Raw genomic sequence first — 17,871 nt, forward strand, 5'->3', positions numbered from 1 at the left:
TCCGGGGCCCGTTAACGACTATGTGCGCCATCACTCCTGCCCCAATCCGTCCCGTCCATCAAGGATCGAGCCATGTCTGAGATCGTTCTGGCCAACGCCATCCTGGTCCTGCCGGGCGAGACGCTGCGGGGCGCGGTGCGCGTGGCAGACGGCCGGATCGCCGCGATCGACGCCGGCCCGGCCGTGCCGAGGGGCGCCGTGGATTGCGGCGGCGACATGGTGATGCCGGGGCTGATCGAACTGCACACCGACAACCTGGAACGTCACATCCAGCCGCGCCCCGCCGTCGACTGGCCCCACGCCAGCGCCATCGTCGCCCATGATGCGGAGCTGGCGGGCGTCGGCATCACCACGGTGTTCGACGCGATGCGGGTGGGATCGATTCCAACGGGCAAGGCGCGCTACCGGGCCTATGCCCGGCGGCTGGCCAGCGAGTTGCTGGACCTTCGGGCGCACGGGGCGCTCCGGATCAGCCATTTCCTGCACCTGCGTGCCGAGGTCTGTTCCGAGACCCTGGCCGACGAGATGGCCGAGTTTGGCCCCGAGGACCGGGTGGGCATCGTCAGCCTGATGGACCACACCCCCGGCCAGCGCCAGTTCCGCGATCTCTCCAAGCTCAAGACCTATGTGATGGCCAAGAACAACTTCTCCGAAGCCGAGTTCATCGAGCATGTGGCGAACCTGCGCGATCTGCGTGCCCGCCATGGCGCGGCGCATGAACGGATCGCGGTGGCCGAGGCGCGGCGTCTGGGCGCGATCCTGGCCAGCCACGACGATACCACACCCGACCATGTGGCGGTGTCCGCCGCAAATGGCATCGGGCTGGCCGAGTTCCCCACCACTCTCGAGGCGGCGCGGGCCTGCCGCGAGAACGGCATTGCGGTGATGATGGGGGCGCCGAACCTGATCCGCGGGGCGTCGCATTCGGGCAATGTCGCGGCAACGGAACTGGCCGAATTTGACCTGCTTGACATCGTGTCGTCCGACTACGTGCCGGGTGCGCTGTTGATGGCGGGGTTGATGCTGGGTGATTTCTGGGGTGACATGGCGCGCGGGATCGCCACCGTGACGCGTGCGCCGGCCGATGCCGCGCATCTGCCCGATCGCGGCCGGATCGAGCCCGGGGCAAGGGGCGACCTGATCCGGGTTGCGCGGATCGACGGGGCGCCGGTGGTCCGGGGCAACTGGGTGCAAGGCGCCCGCGTGGCCTGAGCGCGATATTCTGTCGCAATAACGGCATGTTGGGCTTTGACGAGCGGCGCTTGCGCGCCTATGTTTCGCACCATCCGATATCCCCGACCGGGAGACCCGTATGATGCCGACCCATGCCGTCACCCGATCCGCCGCGCCCTTCCATGCAGTCCTCAAGGCGCAGGCCGAGGGATTGGGCCTGATGGCCTGGGTGGGCGCGGCCATGCTCGACCACGCGGTGCGCACCGCGAGCGAGTTCGCGAGCTTTGCCCGGGACGAGGCGCGCCGCGATGCCCGGGCGTTGGGCCGGATCGCCGCCTGCCGTGATCCCGAACGCGCGGCCGCGCTTCGCGGGGCCTATCTCGGTGAGAAGATCGCGGCCTGCACCGACGAGGCCGAAAGGCTCGCGAGGATGACCGCCGAGGTCTGTGAGGTGACGCGGCGGCGCATGACCGGCGAGCGCGGCTGATCGATCGCGGCGGGGTGCCCGTGCCCGGACACGCCATCGGGTCAGTCGACCCAGTCGCACCTGCCCCGGCGAAAAGCCCCGGGTCTCGGCGTTCCGCGCCACCTGACAGTCCGTTCGGCGCGATCCACCCGATCCTTCTTCTTGGTGAAAATACTCCGGGGGTCCGGGGGCAGAGCCCCCGGCGGGTTGTTAGTGTTCAGTCGGTTTGATCCCTGTGGTTCAGTCGGTTTGATACCGGAAGCGGCCCCAAGTGTCCGGACTGCCTCGGATGGTTTTTCCGCCACCAGTCGTTGATTGCGGACCGGCCGACGCGTCGGTCTGGTGGGAATGCCTTGGCGACTTCCTCGGCCAGGTCAATGAACGTCATCCGGTCGATCCGGGCGCGGATGAAGGCGCGCAGCTCGGGGTCGATGTCGAGCTTGGCGGGGTAGCCGGTGCGATGGGCGCGGATGTGGTCGTTCGGTTCAGGTCGGCGACGGCGTCACGTTCCTCGCGCGCAGCGGCGGCCCCGCCTGTCGGTCGCGGTGTTCAGGTCATGGATCGCTTCGGCCAGTCCGGCTTGCGCGTCTGTTTCGTGCGGTAGGCCGGTGTAAGCCCGCCCGCGATCCGGCGGCTATTGAACGCGCTGCCATTGTCGAAGCCGACCTTCTGCGGGCGGTAATGCGTCTCGCACATGTGCAGGATCGCCGCCTCGGTCACATCGGAGTTTTCCGACTTGCCCACGGCCATCCCACGGTCTTGCGCGTGCGGCGATCCGCGAACGCGACAACCCAGGGGCAGCCGGCCGTGTCATCCGGCCAGCGCACGAGCATCTTGAATTCGCGCCCGTCGCCGTCGACCATGTCCATTGCGGCCATGCCCTCGGCCGTCTGCGGCAGGCGAAGGGTCAGGAGCGCGGCCGCCCGCTCTTCCCCCACCTCGGCCACAAGCCGCGCGATGGGGTCCATATCGTTCCAGCGCCGCAGGATCGTGTGATACGGGGGCCACCTAAAATCGGCGCATTCCAGGATATGAGCTACACGAACTAGCGACCGTGGCCATGCTCGATTTCATGACGATCGTTGATCTGCAAAGTAATGACCCAGATCGCCCAAAGGGCTACTTCAAGCGCAACTTTGGGACACTTTCGCGATGGGCAGCGGTGGTGAAAGTTGAACCCCGAGAAGACGAAGCCAACGAGTGACCGCCGGTTGTCGGCAAGGTCGTGCGGTCGTGCGCATATCTGCGCAGGGTGAAATCACCCATACGCTGATTTCATAGTATTTTCCCTGACCGCCAGCCCCGACAACGGCCTGCTCTGCCCCTGAAAAGCCCAGAAACTGTCAAAACCCCTACAACTCGCCACCCGCTAACCCGTTGATTTCAAATGCTGCGAAAATCCGATGGTGTCTAAACCTCCTGTCGCCGCTCAGGCAGCGCCCCCCGCGCGCGTCGCCCTGGCATGAGCCAGGGCGAAACCCGAAGACCGGCCACGCTCTTGCTCAGGGCGTGAGGTAGGGCATCGGGTCGACGCTTTCAAAGCCCTTGCGCAATTCGAAATGCAGGAAGGCGGGGCTGCCCGGACGCACCTTGGCGACGGCCTGGCCGCGCTTGACACTGGCGCCCTTCTCGACCGCGATCCCGTCGATATTGGCATAGACCGACAACATGTTGTCGGCGTGGCGCACCACCAGGATCGGCACCTGTTCGGTGTCGCGGGTGATCGCGGCCACGGTGCCGTCGGCGGCGGCCTTCACCGGGCTGCCGGCGCTGGCCGCGATGTCGATCCCGTCGTTCTTGCCCTTCTGGTAGCCGCGGATGATGCTGCCTTGGGCAGGCATCGCAAAGGCGGCGCGGGCCGTGCTCTCGCTTTTCATCTGCGGCGAGGCGGGGGCGGCAGGCTTGGCGGCGGGGGCGGCTTCTTCGCGCGGCAGGGGTTTCGAGGCGCTGGGCGGCACCGGGGCGGCAGAGCCGGCGCCGGGGCGGGGCGTTGTTTTGGGGGCGGCGGCGGCCACTGTCCGCGCCGGGACCGGGATTAGCAGGAACTGCCCCTCGCGCACCGCGAGATCGGCGCCAAGCCCGTTCCAGTCGGCCAGCGCCCGCGGGGTCACGTCGTAGAGCCGGGCGATGGAATAGGCGGTCTCGCCCCGCACCACCTTGTGGCGCACGGGTTCCGCGCCCGCCGGGGCGGCCTGCGCGGGCCGCGCGCCCGGTTCGGTGCGCTGGATCGCGTCGCCGGCCAGCGTCGTGATGTCGATCTGGCCCTCGGGCGTGATCGCGCCCGCCGTGGCGCCGGATCCGGCCACCCGGCGGGGCAGGGCGACGATCTCGCCCTCGCGCAGTTGCGCTTCGCCGGGGATGCCGTTGAAGCGGGCCAGCTCGTCGGCGGGCAGGCCCACCCGGGTCGCGACCGTGCCCACGGTGTCGCCGCGGCGCGCGACCGCCACCTGGTAGTTCGGGTACGAGATCACGCCGCGCGCGTCCGGTTGCGGGCGCGGTGCGGTTTCGACGCGGACGGGCTGGTTGGGCGCGGCCCCGCCGATCGTGCGGAAATCGTAGTCCCAGCCGCTTTCGCAACCGGCGACAAGGGTCAGGCCCAGTCCCAGGGCAAGGGCGTGGGCGGGCAAACGGGCAGGGCGGTCGCTTGTGGACATCGCTCGATCCTCACTGTTGCGGGGCCCGTTTGCCCGGACCCTCGGGGTTGTCCTAGTCGTTCCCGAGCCCCTCCACCAGCGGCACGAAACGCACCTCGCGAAGCTCGTCATAGTCCAGGCCGGTCTCGGTGCGGGTGACCTTTATCAGGCGCTGCACCGTGTCCGACTGCCCGACGGGCACGATCATGATACCGCCAACGCGCAATTGCGCCAAGAGCGGCCCGGGGGGATCCTCGGCGGCGGCGGTCACGAGGATGCGGTCGAAGGGCGCCTGTTCGGGCAGGCCAAAGGACCCGTCCGCGGCGATCGCCGTGACATTGGTCAGCGCCAGCGCCTCGAACCGCGCCTGTGCCTCGGCCGCCAGGCGGCGGTGGCGTTCCACGGTATAGACCCGGCGCGCCAGCCGCGACAGGATCGCCGCCTGATAGCCCGAACCGGTGCCGATCTCGAGAACCTTGTCGCGCGGCTGCACGTCCAGCGCCTGGGTCATGATCGCCACCACCGAGGGCTGGCTTATGGTCTGGCCGCAGGCGATGGGCAGCGGCATGTCCTCGTAGGCGCGGGGGGCGAAATGGCCCTTGATGAAGACGCCGCGGTCGATCTTCTCCATCGCGCCCAGCACGCGGGCGTCTGTCACGCCCTTGGACCGCAGCGCGAAAAGGAACTGCATCTTGCGTTCCGCGGCGCTGTCCCCGGTCATTCCAGCCTCGCCTTCAGCGCGTCCAGCGCGTCATGGGCGGTCAGGTCGGCCCGCATCGGCGTCACCGCGATATAGCCGTCGAGGTTCAGCGCCGCGTCCGAGCCGGGTGCGGTCGGCAGGTGCTGTGCGCCGCCCTTGATCCACAGGAACCGCCGCCCCGAGGGCGAGCGGTGCGGTTCCACCCCGAAGGACGCGTCGCGGCGATAGCCCTGGGGGCCGACGCGCAGCCCCTTGACCTTGCCGGCCGGGACGGGCGGGAAATTCACGTTGTAGAAGATCCGGTAATCGGCGCTGTCCCAATGGCCCTGGTCGAGCAGCGCGCGCACCGTGGCTGCGCCATGGGCCGCCGACGCCTCGAATTGCAGCTCCTCGTCGAAATTGAGCGGGCCCAGATATTGCGACAGCGCGATCGCGGGCAGGCCCTGCAACGCGGCTTCCATCGCGCCGCCCAGCGTGCCCGAGTAAAGCGCGTTCTCGGCCGCGTTGTTGCCCCGGTTCACGCCCGACAGCACGAGGTCCGGTTTCGCCTCGGTCATCACGTCGTAAAGCCCGGCCAGAACGCAATCCGCGGGCGAGCCTTCGGCGGCGAAGCGGCGCGGGCCCAGTTCGGCGATCATCATCGGGTGGGTGTAGGAAATCTTGTGCGCCACGCCCGACTGTTCGAAGGCGGGGGCGACCACCCAGACCTCGCCCGTGGGCCCTGCGATCTCGGCTGCGATGGCCTCTAGCACCTTGAGCCCCGGGGCGTTGATGCCGTCGTCGTTGGTGATGAGAATACGCATGCGTCCTGCCCGAACCGTTTGCCCTTCAATAGTGGACCGCCGGTTGGGCGTAAAGCGCCGCGGCGGGCGGTGTGCAAGGCAAACATGGTTAAGATTCCGTTGACTCGGGCCCGGAAATCCGCAAACCAAGAATGTTGATAAGTGTGTCCCGTGTATGGTTGTTGCAATTGGTGGGTGAAATGTCGGTTTACAATTTGCTGAAATCCGGGGCGGTGCTCGTGGGGCTCGCGACGGGCTCGGCTGCGATCGCGGCCGGGATAAATGGCATTGGCAGTTATTTCAGCGGCGACCCATGGGCAGAGGCGGCCGGCGCTGTCAGGCCGCTGCCGAAGGACGCCCGCATCGTCCGGGTGGCCGAGGGCGGCACCGTTTCGGGGGTGGATTTCTCCCTGTTCGAGGGTGGGAGTGCAGTCCAGTACGTGGCCAGCGCGCATGGCAGGTTCGTCGTGCCTGCGGCCCTGGCCGCAGGGGCGGGGGTGTATGACTATTCCTTCGACGATCCCGTGGCCGGGCGCGGCGCGCCGTTCATGTTCCGTACCGGGCTTGGCGCGTTGGCGTCCGCGAATGAACGCGCGCAAGGTTCTGCCACGCAAGCCGCGGCATCGGATCTCCCGGCCGCCATGCCGGCGCTTTTTGCCGGTGGCTTCGGGCGTGCTCTGGGCGGGCCGCAAGGTGGGGCTGATCTGGAGCGCACCGCTCTGGAGGGTGCGCCCGCGGATGATGCCAGCGTCCCGGCGCAGGATCCGCTTGTGACCGCGCGGATTGCCCCGGTGCCGCTGCCCGCGGGCGCGGCGCTGTTGCTGACCTCGCTTCTTGGTCTGGGCAGCCTGCGCCGCGCGCGCCGCGGCTGAACGGTTCCCTCCAGCCTGAACAAACACGCCCGCGGTTACCCGCGGGCGTTTCGCATTTTCCGCAGCGTTCGTTCAGCCAAGCGCCAGATCCGCCACCATCCGCCGCGCCTCGTCGGCCGGGCGGGCCAGGCCGGTGGTGTCCTCGCCCGGAAACAGGCGGTTGCGGTGGTTGGTCGGCATCGGTGCGGGGACGAAGCGGCGCACATGCACGTCCTGCAACCGCGCCTGTTCGGCCTCCCACGCGGTGAAGAGCGCGCGTTGGGCGGCCTTGCAGGCGGTATAGGCGCCCGCGAACGGGCCCGCGGCTTCGTCGTCGACCAGAACCGCGGTGCCGCCGCCCGGCGCCGCGCGCAACAGCGGCGCGACAAAGCCCATCAGCACCGCCATGGCCTCGACATTGGCGGCGATGGCCTTGGGCCAGAATTTCAGGTCGATCTGTTCGGCCGGGCTGAAGGGCGGGCTCTGGATCGCGGTGTGCACCCAAAGGTCGACATGGCCCCAGCGGTCGAAGATGCCCCGGCACAGCGTGCGCATGGCATCCGTCTGGGTGATGTCCATCGGCGCGAGCGTGGCATGCCCGCCCGCCGCCTGGATGCGGTCGTCCAGATCCTCCAGCCCGCCGGTGGTGCGGGCGACGGCGACGACGTGATAGCCCAGCCGGGCCAGTTCCTCGGCCACCGCCGCGCCGAAGCCGCGGGAGGCGCCTGTCACAAGGGCAATTTTCTGATCGGTCATGGGCGGTGTTTGGAATACCCGAGCGTTGTGGTCAAGATGCGGTCCGGAGCCTGCGCCCGCTGCACCGCGCGACATCGGCGCGCAGGGCGCGCCTATTCCGCCGCCCTGGTCTGGAAGCCCTTTTCGATCATGTCCGACGGCGCCACCGGGTAGTCGCCCGAGAAGCAGGCATCGCAATATTGCGGGCATTGCGCGTTGCGCCCCCGGGCCTCGCCCACCGCGCGGTAAAGCCCGTCGAGCGAGACGAAGCGCAGCGAGTCGACGCCGAGATAGACGCGCATCTCGTCCTCGGTCATGTGGCTGGCCAGCAGCTTGTCGCGCTCGGGCGTGTCGACGCCGTAGAAGCAGGGCCAGGCCGTGGGCGGCGAGGCGATGCGGAAATGCACCTCGCGGGCACCGGCGTCCAGGATCATCTCCTTGATCTTGCGGGAGGTGGTGCCGCGCACCACGCTGTCGTCCACCAGCACGACCCGCTTGCCCTCGATCAACGCGCGGTTGACGTTCAGCTTCAGCCGGACGCCCATGTTGCGGATCTGTTCGGTCGGCTCGATGAAGGTGCGGCCCATATACTGGTTGCGGATGATCCCCATGCCGTAGGGGATGCCGCTTTCGAAGGAATAGCCGATGGCCGCTGGCGTCCCCGAGTCGGGCACCGGGCAGACCAGATCGGCCTCGACCGGCGCCTCGCGGGCGAGTTCCACGCCGATCTGGTGGCGCGTTTCATAGACCGACCGGCCGCCGAGGATCGAGTCGGGGCGCGAAAAGTAGACATGCTCGAAGATGCAGAAGCGCGGTTGCGTGCGCTCGAACGGAAAGTAGCTTTCCACGCCCTTCTCGGGCGAGATCTGCACCATCTCGCCGGGCGCGATCTCGCGCACGAATTCGGCGCCGATGATGTCCAGCGCGCAGGTTTCGGACGACAATACCCAGCCGCCGCCGAACCGGCCCAGAACCAGCGGGCGCACGCCCAGCGGATCGCGCACGCCGATCAGTTTCGTGCGCGTCATCGCGACCACCGAGAACGCGCCCTCGACGCGGCGCAGCGCATCCTTCATCCGTTCGGGAATGGTCTTTTGCAGCGACCGCGCCATCAGGTGGATGATGCATTCGCTGTCCGACGAGCTTTGGAAGATCGAGCCGCGGTCGATCAGTTCGCGGCGCAGCGCCTCGGCGTTTACGATGTTGCCGTTATGCGCGATCGCCGCGCCGCCCATCGAGAATTCGCCAAAGAAGGGCTGCACGTCGCGGATCGCGGTGTGGCCCTTGGTGCCGGCGGTGGAGTAGCGCACGTGACCGATCGCCAGCGTGCCCGGCAGCGTCTCCATCAGGCCCGCCTTGGTGAAATTGTCGCGCACATAGCCGAAGCGGTGGGCCGAGTTGAACCCGGTCTCGGCGTCATAGCTGACGATACCGCCGGCTTCCTGGCCGCGGTGCTGCAATGCATGCAGCCCCAGCGCCACGAAGTTGGCGGCATCGACAAGTCCGATCACGCCATAGATACCACATTCCTCGCGCAGCTTGTCGGCGTCGAAAGGATGGGCGGGCGGCATGATGCCTTGGGGGATATCATGCGGGGGCGTCGGGCGCATGGGCAGCGAGGCTCCGAATCCGTCTTGGGGAATTGGCCCCTCTCTACGCGCTTGAGGCCGGACTGTCACGAAAGGATCACATGACGATCGCGTGCGCGGACATCACTGCGCCGGGCTGGCATCCTGTGCCGGTGCGCCGCAGCCGCCGATCAGCGCCTCGTAGCGGTTCGTCAGCCAGCCAAGCGCCTGATCGGGATCCGTCTCGGCGATCTTGTCGGTCAGTCCGGCGAAGATCTCGAACGAACGGCTGTTGTCGACCATCGGGTAATCCTGGGTCGTGACCACCATGCCGTAGACGAAGAACGCCACCGCAACCAGCAGGGCGCCGCGCGCCACCCCGAACAGGAAGCCAAGCCCCTGGTCGATCCCGCCCAGCGCCGAGCCCTGGATCATCGAGGACAGAAGCGGCGTGAACAGCGACACCGCGATCAGCGCCACCATGAAGACGACGGCAAAGGCGGCAAGGATCGCCAGTTCGCACGACCCGCCGATCAGGTTGCCGAGAACGGGGATTTCGTACATCAGCGGCTCGACCTGCGGGGCGAACACAAAGCCCACGACCGCGGCCACGACCCAGCCCGCGATGGCCATCGTCTCGCGCACCAGGCCGCGCGAATAGGCCAGGATCGCGGAAAGCAGGATCACGACGGCAACGCCCCCGTCGACGGCTGTGAACCCTTCCATGGCTGTCCCTCCTCGGCCTCAGCCGGCGCCGAACATGTCCCCGACGAAGGCGGCAAGATCCGGCATCTGCCGTACCGCCATCCCCGTAGGCGCGCCCAGCTTGCTGTTCGCGGGCGCGATCGCTGTGGAAAAACCAAGTTTCCGCGCCTCTTTCAACCTGTTTTCCGTCTGACCCACGGGGCGCAGCGCCCCCGAGAGGGATATTTCCCCGAAGACGACGCAATCCTTGGGCAGCGCGACATCTTCGCGCGCGCTGAGAAGCGCGGCCGCCACGGCCAGATCGGCGGCCGGTTCGGTCACCCGAAGTCCGCCCGCGACGTTCAGGAACACGTCGAGCCCGGCGAAGGGAATACCGCACCGCGCCTCGAGCACCGCGAGCGTGGTCGAAAGCCGGCCGGCATCCAGCCCGACAACGGTGCGCCGCGGCGTGCCGAGCGGCGAGGGCGCGACCAGCGCCTGGATCTCGGTCAGCACCGGGCGCGTGCCCTCGATCCCGGCGAAGACCGCGGTGCCGGGCGCGGGCTCGCCGCGCTGTGACAGGAACAGCGCCGAGGGATTCGTCACCTCGGCCAGCCCCGCGCCCGTCATCTCGAACACGCCGATCTCGTCGGCGGGTCCGAAGCGGTTCTTGACAGCGCGCAGGATGCGGAACGGGTGGCCGCGCTCGCCCTCGAAGTAGAGCACAGTGTCGACCATGTGCTCGACCACGCGGGGGCCGGCGATCTGGCCCTCCTTGGTGACGTGGCCGACAAGGATGACGGCGCTGCCGCGCCGCTTGGCGAAGGCGGTCAGCTCATGCGCGGCGGCGCGGACCTGCGCGACGGAGCCGGGCGCGCTGTCGACCATGTCGGCCCACATCGTCTGGATCGAGTCGACGATGGCGAGGGCGGGGCGCTCGGCATCCAGCGTCGTCAGGATGTCGCGCAGGTTGGTTTCGGTGGCAAGCTTCACCGGTGCCTCGGCAAGCCCGAGACGGCGCGCGCGCATGCGGATCTGGGCGCCGGCCTCCTCGCCGGAAATGTAGATGCAGCTCAGGCCGGTGCGGGCGAAACTTGCGGCCGCCTGCAAGAGCAGCGTGGACTTGCCGATGCCCGGATCGCCGCCGACCAGGATCGCCGAGGCCGGCACCAGCCCGCCGCCCAGCACCCGGTCAAGCTCGGCCATGCCACTGGCCGCGCGGGGCGGCTCGGGTTCGGTGGAGGACAGATCGGACAGCGGCAGGGCCCGGCCGCGCGCGGCGCCCAGCGATTTCCCCGCAGGCGCCGCGGAAAGGGGCGCCTCTTCCCGGATGGTATTCCATGCCCCGCAGGCGTCGCAGCGGCCAGCCCATTTCTGGTGCGCGGCGCCACAGGCGGTGCAGGTGAAGGTGGTTGGGGCTTTTGCCATGGCCCTTCTTGGCGGATGGGCGGCGCGGGATCAAGCCGGGTCACTCCCGCCCCCGGCCCGCGCGGGGCCTTGCTCCGCTTGTCCGGCGTTGGGCGTGGCGCGGCCTCCGGCTGAGCGGCGACAGGAGGTTTTGACACCCTCGGATTTTAGCGCCGTTTGAAACCAATGGGTTAGCGGGTGGCGAGTTGCAGGTGTTTTGACAGTTTCGGGGCTTCTCAGGGGCCGAACGGGCCGTTACCGCGGCTGGCGGTCAGGAAAAACCCAATGAAATCAGAGGCGGCGCGCCCCACTCGGAAACTAGTCAGTTTCCGGTTTCCGATTGGGCAACCGACTGCTCGATGAGCTTCTGGAAGTCGCTCCGATGTGGTGCATCGCGCTCGTTTGACGCGAACTCCCTCATGCCCTCCATGAATGCCGCCATTGCGTTCGCGGCTATCTCAGGACGCGTAAGACCAGCGATGCGGTCACCGGCTAGGATTGGGCCCTCGCTCTTCGACTGCTGTGCCCACAACCATGCAAGCAGACTGTCGACGACACGGAAGCATTGAAGGGCATAGTCGCGCTGGCTCAGCTTGGGCGAAAAGCTGTCGGCCGACCTCCCTACGAGCCAGTCGATAGAAACATCCATCCCATTGGCGATTGCGATGAGCGCATCTACGCCGGGCCGCTTCGCGCCTTTCACCCGCATGTAGCCTTCCATAGAACTCTTCGGGATGCCGCACCGCTCGGCCATTTCCCTAATGCTCAGCCCGCGCGTGAAGGCCAGATGCGCCAAGCGCCCCACAAGAATATCGGGCTCGTCAGTGTCAACCATTGACAACTTCCTAAAGGGTGCATAACGTCCCCTATGGGAGACGACTTCGTTTGGACTACGTTCCTATGTCAGGTTCTAACATACCAGAGGATGCCGAGAAAGCCCGTTACAGGCGTGTTCGCGCCGCGTTCGTGGCTCAAGGCACGACCTTGAATGCTTGGTGCTCAGACAACGGGACGCGCATTCAGAACGTGCGGGATGCCTTCTTTGGGAACTGGAAGGGTCCGAAAGCGCGGGCCTTGGTGGATCGTGTGAACGAAGCCGCCGGGATACGTCGATGAGCCTTTGCGTTACCGACATAACAGGGCTTCCCGGCCGTCCCAAGACCCCGATGGGCGTCCGCAAGATGCTGAAGCGGTTGGGCGTCCCTGTTCGCCAAGTTGGTAAGAGGTTCGAATTCGAACTCGCCGACCTTCCCAAGGACTTGCAGAACGAATGGCGTCGGCTGACGTGCGAAGAGCATCACCTCGACCCCGGCGAGTACGACGACGCGGCGCATGTCGCGCTTGAGCGTGCCCCGGTTTCGGTGCGCGAACGGGCGCATGACAATGCCCTGAAGCTGATGTTCGTGGCGAAGATGGAGGCCGCGGGCGCGACCTGGCCGGAGATCGCGAAGGAAGGGAAGGCCAAGTTTGGCCGCTTTCCATCATCGCGGAACACCGTCAAGGGCTGGAAGGACAAGACGGACGGCGTGGCACCTGCGAACTGGGCGCCCGCGCTGGCCCCGGCCTGGAAGGGCGGGGAGCGCGACGAGCCGACACCGGAAGCCTGGGCCTCCCTGATCAACCGCATGAACCTGTCGGGCAAGAACGGGACAGGCTTCCCGCTGAAGCACGCCCATAAGCAGGTCGCGAAGGAAGCCGCGGCCAAGGGTTGGGATTGGCCGAAGTATCACACGATCCTGCGTCGCTGGAACGATATGGACCCCATTGCGCGCCTCGTGGCCGAGGTGGGGGAAGAGCGGGCGACCGCGCTCCTGACCCTTCGCTTGCCGCAGACGGCCGAGGGCATGGCCGCAATGGACATGGTGGACGGCGACGGGCGCGAATTCAAGGTGCGGGTGCGCTGGCCGGATGGCACGGTCGGCTGCCCGTGGGTTGTCGCCTTCGCGGATCGCCGCACGCGCAAGACCGTGGGCTGGGCCGTGGGCAAGTCGGAAAACTCCGATGTGACCGAGGCGGCTATCGTGCATATGTGCGAGACGCACGGCCGCCCGCAGAGGGTCGGTTTCGACAACGGCAGCGCGTTCAACAGCCGCCGGATCGCGGGCGGGCTTACACCGGCTTACCGCACGAAACAGACCCGCAATCCCGACTGGGCCGTGCCCGGCGTGCTGAAGATTATCGGGGCCGAGCTGCACAACAAGGGCGTCGGCGCGAAGACCAGCAACCTTCAGGAAAACGTCTGGTCGCATCTGCGCCACGTGGACAACGACCCGCGCTTTCACGGGGCGCAGCGGCCGGGGCCGAACGATCCGACCCCGCCCAAGGGCGAGCCGGTCCCGCTCGAAGTCTTCGAAGCCGTCCTGGCCGAAGCCATCCATGACCTGAACACCGCGACCGACAACCGGGTGAAGGGGCTGAAGAAGGGCGAGAGCCGGGCGCAAGCGTTTGAACGGCTGTTGCAAGGCAATTCGAAGCGGGTTCTGACCCCCTTCATGCGCCGCCGCCTGGCCATGACCTGGAAGATCAAGACGGTGCGCGCGGATGGCCGGATCGCCTTCGACGGCGGCCTGTTCGGCGACCACACGACCCAGCGCGAGCTGCTGCGGCACGTGGGCAAGGAAGTCCTGATCGGCTTCAACCCCAGGGACTTCGACGCCCCCGCGATGGTGTGCCATTGGGAGGACGAGACCCGGCGCGGGAGCCTCTTCCTCGAAGAGCTGCCGCCCGTCACGCCCACCCGGCACGGCAGCACCGAAGGCCGCCGCGCCGCCGCCACCGAAAAGCAGCGGGTGCGCCAGCTTGTCCGCAAGTTCCGTGCGGCGCACCCCGAGGCGGACGTGGCCAAGCTGCGCGAAGCTGCGATGGACGCCATCGGCTCGGCCGATGCGATCCGGCGGCCGGAAGCCGGGGTTGTCGAGCTTCACACCGATAGCGGCTTCAAGGCCGCTGAGCCCGGCGAGGGCGCCGCCGAGGTGTCTTACCTGACCGAGGAACGATTGAGGAACTTCATCGAGGCCACGGAACGCCAGTTGGCTTCGAGATGAAGCGGCCGGGCGGTGTAGCCGCACCGTCCCGACCGAACGCAGCGGGCGAAAGCCCACAACCAGGAGAAACCCATGACAGCAAATGTCCACATGATCAAGCCCGAGGCACCGCCGGTGCAATGGGGCTTTATCGAGACCAGGAGCGCGCAGGCGATGGCCCTGGCGCTGCGCCGCGCCCGGGCGAAGGGGAAGATCGTCGCGATTTCCGCGGCCTCCGGTGTCGGCAAGACCGCGACCGTCTTCCACCTCAAGCAGGACGCGCCGGGAACGCTTGTGTTCACGGCGAAGTCGGGCGAAGGCGGGGTTTGGAACCTCGCCTGCGGCCTCTGCAATCTGTTGGGCCTTGAGCCCCCGAATGGCCGCGACCTGGCGGCCGCGCGGGCCGAGATCGCCGACAAGATCGGGCCTGATGGCTTCCTGGTGATCGACGAGGCCCAGTACCTGATCAAGCGGAACCCGCGCGGCCCCGATGATCGGGACGCCCTGGAATGGGCGCGCCAACTGGCCGAAGAGGGCTTCTTCGCCCTGGCGCTGGTGGGCGATCTGCGTCTCGACAAGGCGATCAACGACCTGCCCCAGCTCAAGCGGCGCACCCATCCGCGGGTGACCATCAGCCACGCCACCGAAGCGGACGTGGATCTGTATTGCCGGGCACGCGGGCTGCATGACGATGCCACCATCCGCAAGCTGGCCGACATCGCGCGGCGGAATGGCGGGTTGGGCGACGTGGAGGACATCTTCGCGACCGCACGCGACCTGGGCAAGACCGGGGTTCCTACCGTCGAAGACATCCTCGCCGCGCTCGAATACCTCGAATTCACCACCAGGAGGGCGAAGTGATGACCGACAAGACCGAAGACCGCGACGTGTTGCTCTGGGTGAGCGGGCTGAGCGGAAAGGGCTGAGCCGTGAGCTTCGTCGTCCAGGGTTATCTGAATGTCAATCCAGACGGCGCCGTCACGGGCGTGCGGATCCTCAAGGAGGACCTTGAGAAGCTGCGCCTCGCTGGCGTCAATGTCAGCAAGAGCCTGAGCGCGAGCAAGGAACTGCTCGGCGGCATCGGCCAGCGGTCGCATGTCGCGGCGGGCAGCGTCGCGAACCTCGGCGCGCAGTTCAACGACATCGGCATGATGATGGCGGCGGGGCAGTCGCCGTTGATGCTGGCCATCCAGCAGGGCACCCAGATCAGCCAGGTGCTGGGCCCGATGGGCGCGCAGGGCGCAGTGGCGGCGCTGGGGGGCGCATTCCGGTCGATGATCAGCCCGGTCAGCCTGGCGACCATCGCCATTGTCGCGGGCGTGGCGGCCGTGGGGCAATGGGCCATCGCAGCGGCCAGGGGCGGCGAGGAGGCACGCGACTTCGCGGATAGCCTGGACGACCTCGTCGCCTCCATGGACGAGTTGAACGCGATCACGAGCGTCTATTCGGCCAGCGGCCTGGTGGAGCTGAAGCAGAAATACGGCGAGGTGACCGACCAGGTGCTCGCCCTGGTCGAGGCGCAGCGCCAGCAGGCCCTGGCAGAGGCCGACAGCGCGGCCCGCGGGGCCATCGAGGCGCTGGCCGACGAGTTCCGCATCGTTGCGCTTGCGGCGGGCGAGACCGGCCGCACGGCCGAGCAGTCCTTCACGATCATGGCGAACCGGCTGGGCATCTCGAAGGACAGCGCGCGCGAGCTTGCCGCGGCGTTCCACGATCTGCGCGCGGCTGGCGACTTTTCCGACCGCTCCGCGGCGATGGCCCGCATTCGGGACGTTCTCAAGGGCAGCGCCGTTGCGGGCTCCGAGCTCTACGCCGCCCTTCTGGACGCCGAGAGCACGATGCGCCAGCTCGCCGCGGCCGCCCCGAAGGCCGGGTGGCTGGCGGGCATGATTTCCGAGGCCCGCACGCTTGCCAGCGAACTGTGGGACGCGGCCAGGGCGCGGGCGGCGGCGATGGCCGAGGCCACCACAGACGCGGCGGGCAACCCGACCGAATTCGGGCCGGGATCGCGCGCGCGCAGCCGCCCGGAGCGAATGGGGTTCGAAGCATCGGAAGAGGCGATCTATGGCCCGGCCGTCCGGACGCGGCAAGGCGGGGCCGCCGCTGCGCGCGAGGAACGTGACGCCGTTGCCGACCTGATCCTGTCGCTGCAAGGCGAGGTGGACATTCTCCGCGAGGCGGACCCGGTGCAGCAGGAGCTTATCCGGCTGCGCGAACACATGGTGGACGCAACCGACGCCGAGCGGGCGAAGATCGAAGATCTCATTCGCGCCAAGGAGCGCGAGATCAACCTTGGCCAGACCCAGAAGCAGACCTGGCAATCGCTCGGGCAGATCGCGCTGACCGCGCTGAACGACATGGACTCGGCCCTGGACATGCTCTTGCGGTCGCTTCAGGAAGGGGCCTTCCTGGGCAGCGGGCCGCTGGGCGGTCTCTTCGGCGGTCAGAACGCAAGTGGCCTCGGCGGGCTCTTCGGCATGATCGTCGGCGGGTTCGGCGGCTTCCGCGCCTCGGGCGGATCGGTGCAGCCGGGCATGTATTACGAGGTGGGCGAGCGCGGGCGCGAACGGTTCTACCCCGGCGTGGCGGGCACCATCGTTCCGACCCCGGCGATGACGCGCGCGAACACCGGGGGCGCGGCGCAGTTCTCCATCACGGTGAACGTCAACGGCGCGACGGGCGACCGCGACCTGGAAGCGCGCGCCTATGCGGGCACGTCGCGCGCCATCGAGGCGGCCTTCGCGCAGTACGATGCCGAGCGCCTGCCGCTGCGCATCCGCGAGATCAACGACCAACCCGAGAGGATCGGATGAAGCGCTGAAGGATTGAATTGCGCGGGGGTCTCCATCCCTCGCGCATGGCCGCCGGGCACCAGGGCTGGCGGCAACGGGCCGGTTGCCTTTCCCCAGGGGGCGACCGGCCTACCCCGCCGCGCCAACGGCGGGCATGGGCGGGCCGGTCGCGCTCTCTCGGCCGGTCCGCCCTCCATCCACCCCGCCGCGTGACGGAGTGAGCGACGTGACCGACAGCTATCCGAAACCCCCGGCCCACGCCGCACCCTATGTCGATATCCTCGGCTCCGCTCTGGCCGTGCGGTTCCTGATGGCCTTCGGCGGGGCTGAACTCTACTGGGCCGAGAACCCGGGCGAGCGCTCGCGCGTGGTGCAGATCGTTGGCGTTGACCTTGCCAGTGCGCTGGCAAGGGCGGACCTTCCCCCCCGCGTGCCGCTCGCCAAGCCCTGGCTGGCCGCCTGCCTGGCGCATGAGGGGCTGAGCGTGGCCGAGATCGCCCGCACGCTGCACGCCAGCGACGTGGCGGTGCGCGGCTGGCTGCGCAAGAACCCTTACCGGCCGTCTCCTGCCATGTGGGGGGACGCATGAGCCGCGCCCAGTCGCATATCCTGGCGGCGCGGGCCGCCCTGGCCGAGGCCCGCAAGCTGCTCGACAACGTCTCGGCCGAGCTCGACCGCCTCCAGGTCGCCGTCCGGGCCGAGCTTGCAGAGGGTGTTCCAACGCCCCTTCAAACGCCCCTCGAAGACCTGCCAGAACCGAGCGAGCACCGCCGCGCCCATCGCACCGGCTTCCCCTCGAAGATCGACACCGACCCCGAGTTGCGCGCCTTCATCCTGGCCAGAATCGACCGGATGGGCTTCGTCCCCCTGGCGGCCGAAGTCGCCCAAGCCTTCCCGCCCAAGCGCCGCGTCGGCAAGAGTGGGATCTACGACTGGTGGCGGAAAAACCATCCGAGGTAGTCCGGACTCTTGGGTCCACTTCCGGTATCAAAACCCCTGTAATCCCCCTGTCAGAACCACCTGTAACTACACACCGGCCGCGTGGGGGCGCTGCCCC

The 17,871-nt window shown here is 67.9% G+C and carries 19 protein-coding genes; 9 read left to right on the plus strand and 10 right to left on the minus strand.

What is annotated here, in order from left to right:
* Positions 1–72 precede the first annotated feature (72 nt).
* A complete protein-coding gene (locus tag EV655_RS05490; RefSeq protein ID WP_132542642.1) occupies positions 73–1,212 on the plus strand; it encodes an alpha-D-ribose 1-methylphosphonate 5-triphosphate diphosphatase in 1,140 nt (379 codons plus the stop codon).
* Positions 1,213–1,315: 103 nt separating this feature from the next.
* Positions 1,316–1,660, plus strand: coding sequence for a hypothetical protein (locus EV655_RS05495; protein ID WP_132542644.1), 345 nt, complete (start codon positions 1,316–1,318; stop codon positions 1,658–1,660).
* Between the two features lie 528 nt (positions 1,661–2,188).
* Here the strand turns inward: EV655_RS05495 and EV655_RS05500 are convergent.
* Positions 2,189–2,389, minus strand: a complete 201-nt coding sequence (locus tag EV655_RS05500) for a hypothetical protein (protein WP_132542646.1) — start codon at positions 2,387–2,389, stop codon at positions 2,189–2,191.
* Positions 2,356–2,607 (minus strand): transposase domain-containing protein, encoded by a 252-nt coding sequence (locus tag EV655_RS05505; RefSeq protein WP_132542648.1) that lies wholly within the window; start codon positions 2,605–2,607, stop codon positions 2,356–2,358. The genes EV655_RS05500 and EV655_RS05505 overlap by 34 nt, the downstream gene beginning before the upstream one ends.
* Before the next feature lie 86 nt (positions 2,608–2,693).
* Between EV655_RS05505 and EV655_RS18585 the strand changes: the two genes are divergently transcribed.
* A complete protein-coding gene (locus tag EV655_RS18585; protein WP_165905276.1) occupies positions 2,694–2,843 on the plus strand; it encodes a hypothetical protein in 150 nt (49 codons plus the stop codon).
* 298 nt (positions 2,844–3,141) lie between these two features.
* Here the strand turns inward: EV655_RS18585 and EV655_RS05510 are convergent, their stop codons facing one another.
* From EV655_RS05510 to surE, 3 genes are read right to left on the minus strand one after another with little or no spacing between them, the layout of a single operon-like run.
* Positions 3,142–4,293 (minus strand): M23 family metallopeptidase, encoded by a 1,152-nt coding sequence (locus tag EV655_RS05510; RefSeq protein WP_132542650.1) that lies wholly within the window; start codon positions 4,291–4,293, stop codon positions 3,142–3,144.
* 52 nt (positions 4,294–4,345) lie between these two features.
* Complete coding sequence (locus EV655_RS05515; protein WP_132542652.1) at positions 4,346–4,993, minus strand: protein-L-isoaspartate(D-aspartate) O-methyltransferase; 648 nt, start codon at positions 4,991–4,993, stop codon at positions 4,346–4,348.
* On the minus strand, positions 4,990–5,775 hold the full coding sequence (surE, locus tag EV655_RS05520) for a 5'/3'-nucleotidase SurE (RefSeq protein ID WP_132542654.1): 786 nt from the start codon (positions 5,773–5,775) through the stop codon (positions 4,990–4,992). The genes EV655_RS05515 and surE overlap by 4 nt, the downstream gene beginning before the upstream one ends.
* A 158-nt stretch (positions 5,776–5,933) precedes the next feature.
* Between surE and EV655_RS05525 the strand changes: the two genes are divergently transcribed.
* Positions 5,934–6,626 (plus strand): hypothetical protein, encoded by a 693-nt coding sequence (locus EV655_RS05525; protein WP_165905277.1) that lies wholly within the window; start codon positions 5,934–5,936, stop codon positions 6,624–6,626.
* A gap of 72 nt (positions 6,627–6,698) precedes the next feature.
* On the opposite strand, the gene EV655_RS05530 is transcribed toward EV655_RS05525, so the two are convergent.
* From EV655_RS05530 to EV655_RS05550, 5 genes are all read right to left on the minus strand, one after another.
* Positions 6,699–7,361, minus strand: coding sequence for an SDR family NAD(P)-dependent oxidoreductase (locus tag EV655_RS05530; protein WP_132542658.1), 663 nt, complete (start codon positions 7,359–7,361; stop codon positions 6,699–6,701).
* Between the two features lie 92 nt (positions 7,362–7,453).
* Positions 7,454–8,911: an amidophosphoribosyltransferase gene (gene purF / locus EV655_RS05535; RefSeq protein WP_132542772.1), complete on the minus strand. Its 1,458-nt coding sequence runs from the start codon at positions 8,909–8,911 to the stop codon at positions 7,454–7,456.
* A gap of 141 nt (positions 8,912–9,052) precedes the next feature.
* Positions 9,053–9,634, minus strand: coding sequence for a CvpA family protein (locus tag EV655_RS05540; protein ID WP_132542660.1), 582 nt, complete (start codon positions 9,632–9,634; stop codon positions 9,053–9,055).
* 18 nt (positions 9,635–9,652) lie between these two features.
* Entirely contained in the window at positions 9,653–11,020 is a 1,368-nt protein-coding gene (gene radA, locus EV655_RS05545; RefSeq protein WP_132542662.1) for a DNA repair protein RadA, read from the minus strand.
* Between the two features lie 301 nt (positions 11,021–11,321).
* Positions 11,322–11,834, minus strand: coding sequence for a helix-turn-helix domain-containing protein (locus EV655_RS05550; protein ID WP_132542664.1), 513 nt, complete (start codon positions 11,832–11,834; stop codon positions 11,322–11,324).
* Between the two features lie 331 nt (positions 11,835–12,165).
* Here EV655_RS05550 and EV655_RS05555 point away from each other — a divergent pair, with 331 nt between their 5' ends.
* The 5 genes from EV655_RS05555 (at position 12,166) to EV655_RS05575 (ending at position 17,774) form a co-directional block, all read left to right on the plus strand.
* On the plus strand, positions 12,166–14,043 hold the full coding sequence (locus EV655_RS05555) for a transposase domain-containing protein (protein WP_165905278.1): 1,878 nt from the start codon (positions 12,166–12,168) through the stop codon (positions 14,041–14,043).
* A 72-nt stretch (positions 14,044–14,115) separates the two neighbouring features.
* The gene (locus EV655_RS05560) at positions 14,116–14,883 is read left to right on the plus strand and encodes an AAA family ATPase (RefSeq protein WP_132542668.1); all 768 of its coding nucleotides are present in this window, start codon (positions 14,116–14,118) and stop codon (positions 14,881–14,883) included.
* Positions 14,884–14,951: 68 nt separating this feature from the next.
* The gene (locus tag EV655_RS05565; RefSeq protein ID WP_132542670.1) at positions 14,952–16,835 is read left to right on the plus strand and encodes a phage tail length tape measure family protein; all 1,884 of its coding nucleotides are present in this window, start codon (positions 14,952–14,954) and stop codon (positions 16,833–16,835) included.
* A gap of 205 nt (positions 16,836–17,040) precedes the next feature.
* A complete protein-coding gene (locus tag EV655_RS05570) occupies positions 17,041–17,403 on the plus strand; it encodes a helix-turn-helix domain-containing protein (RefSeq protein WP_132542672.1) in 363 nt (120 codons plus the stop codon).
* A complete protein-coding gene (locus EV655_RS05575; RefSeq protein WP_132542674.1) occupies positions 17,400–17,774 on the plus strand; it encodes a hypothetical protein in 375 nt (124 codons plus the stop codon). Before EV655_RS05570 ends, EV655_RS05575 begins: the two co-directional genes overlap by 4 nt.
* Positions 17,775–17,871: the final 97 nt, after the last annotated feature.

Origin of the sequence: Rhodovulum euryhalinum (assembly GCF_004342445.1) — a bacterium.
GTDB classification, from domain to species: domain Bacteria; phylum Pseudomonadota; class Alphaproteobacteria; order Rhodobacterales; family Rhodobacteraceae; genus Rhodovulum; species Rhodovulum euryhalinum.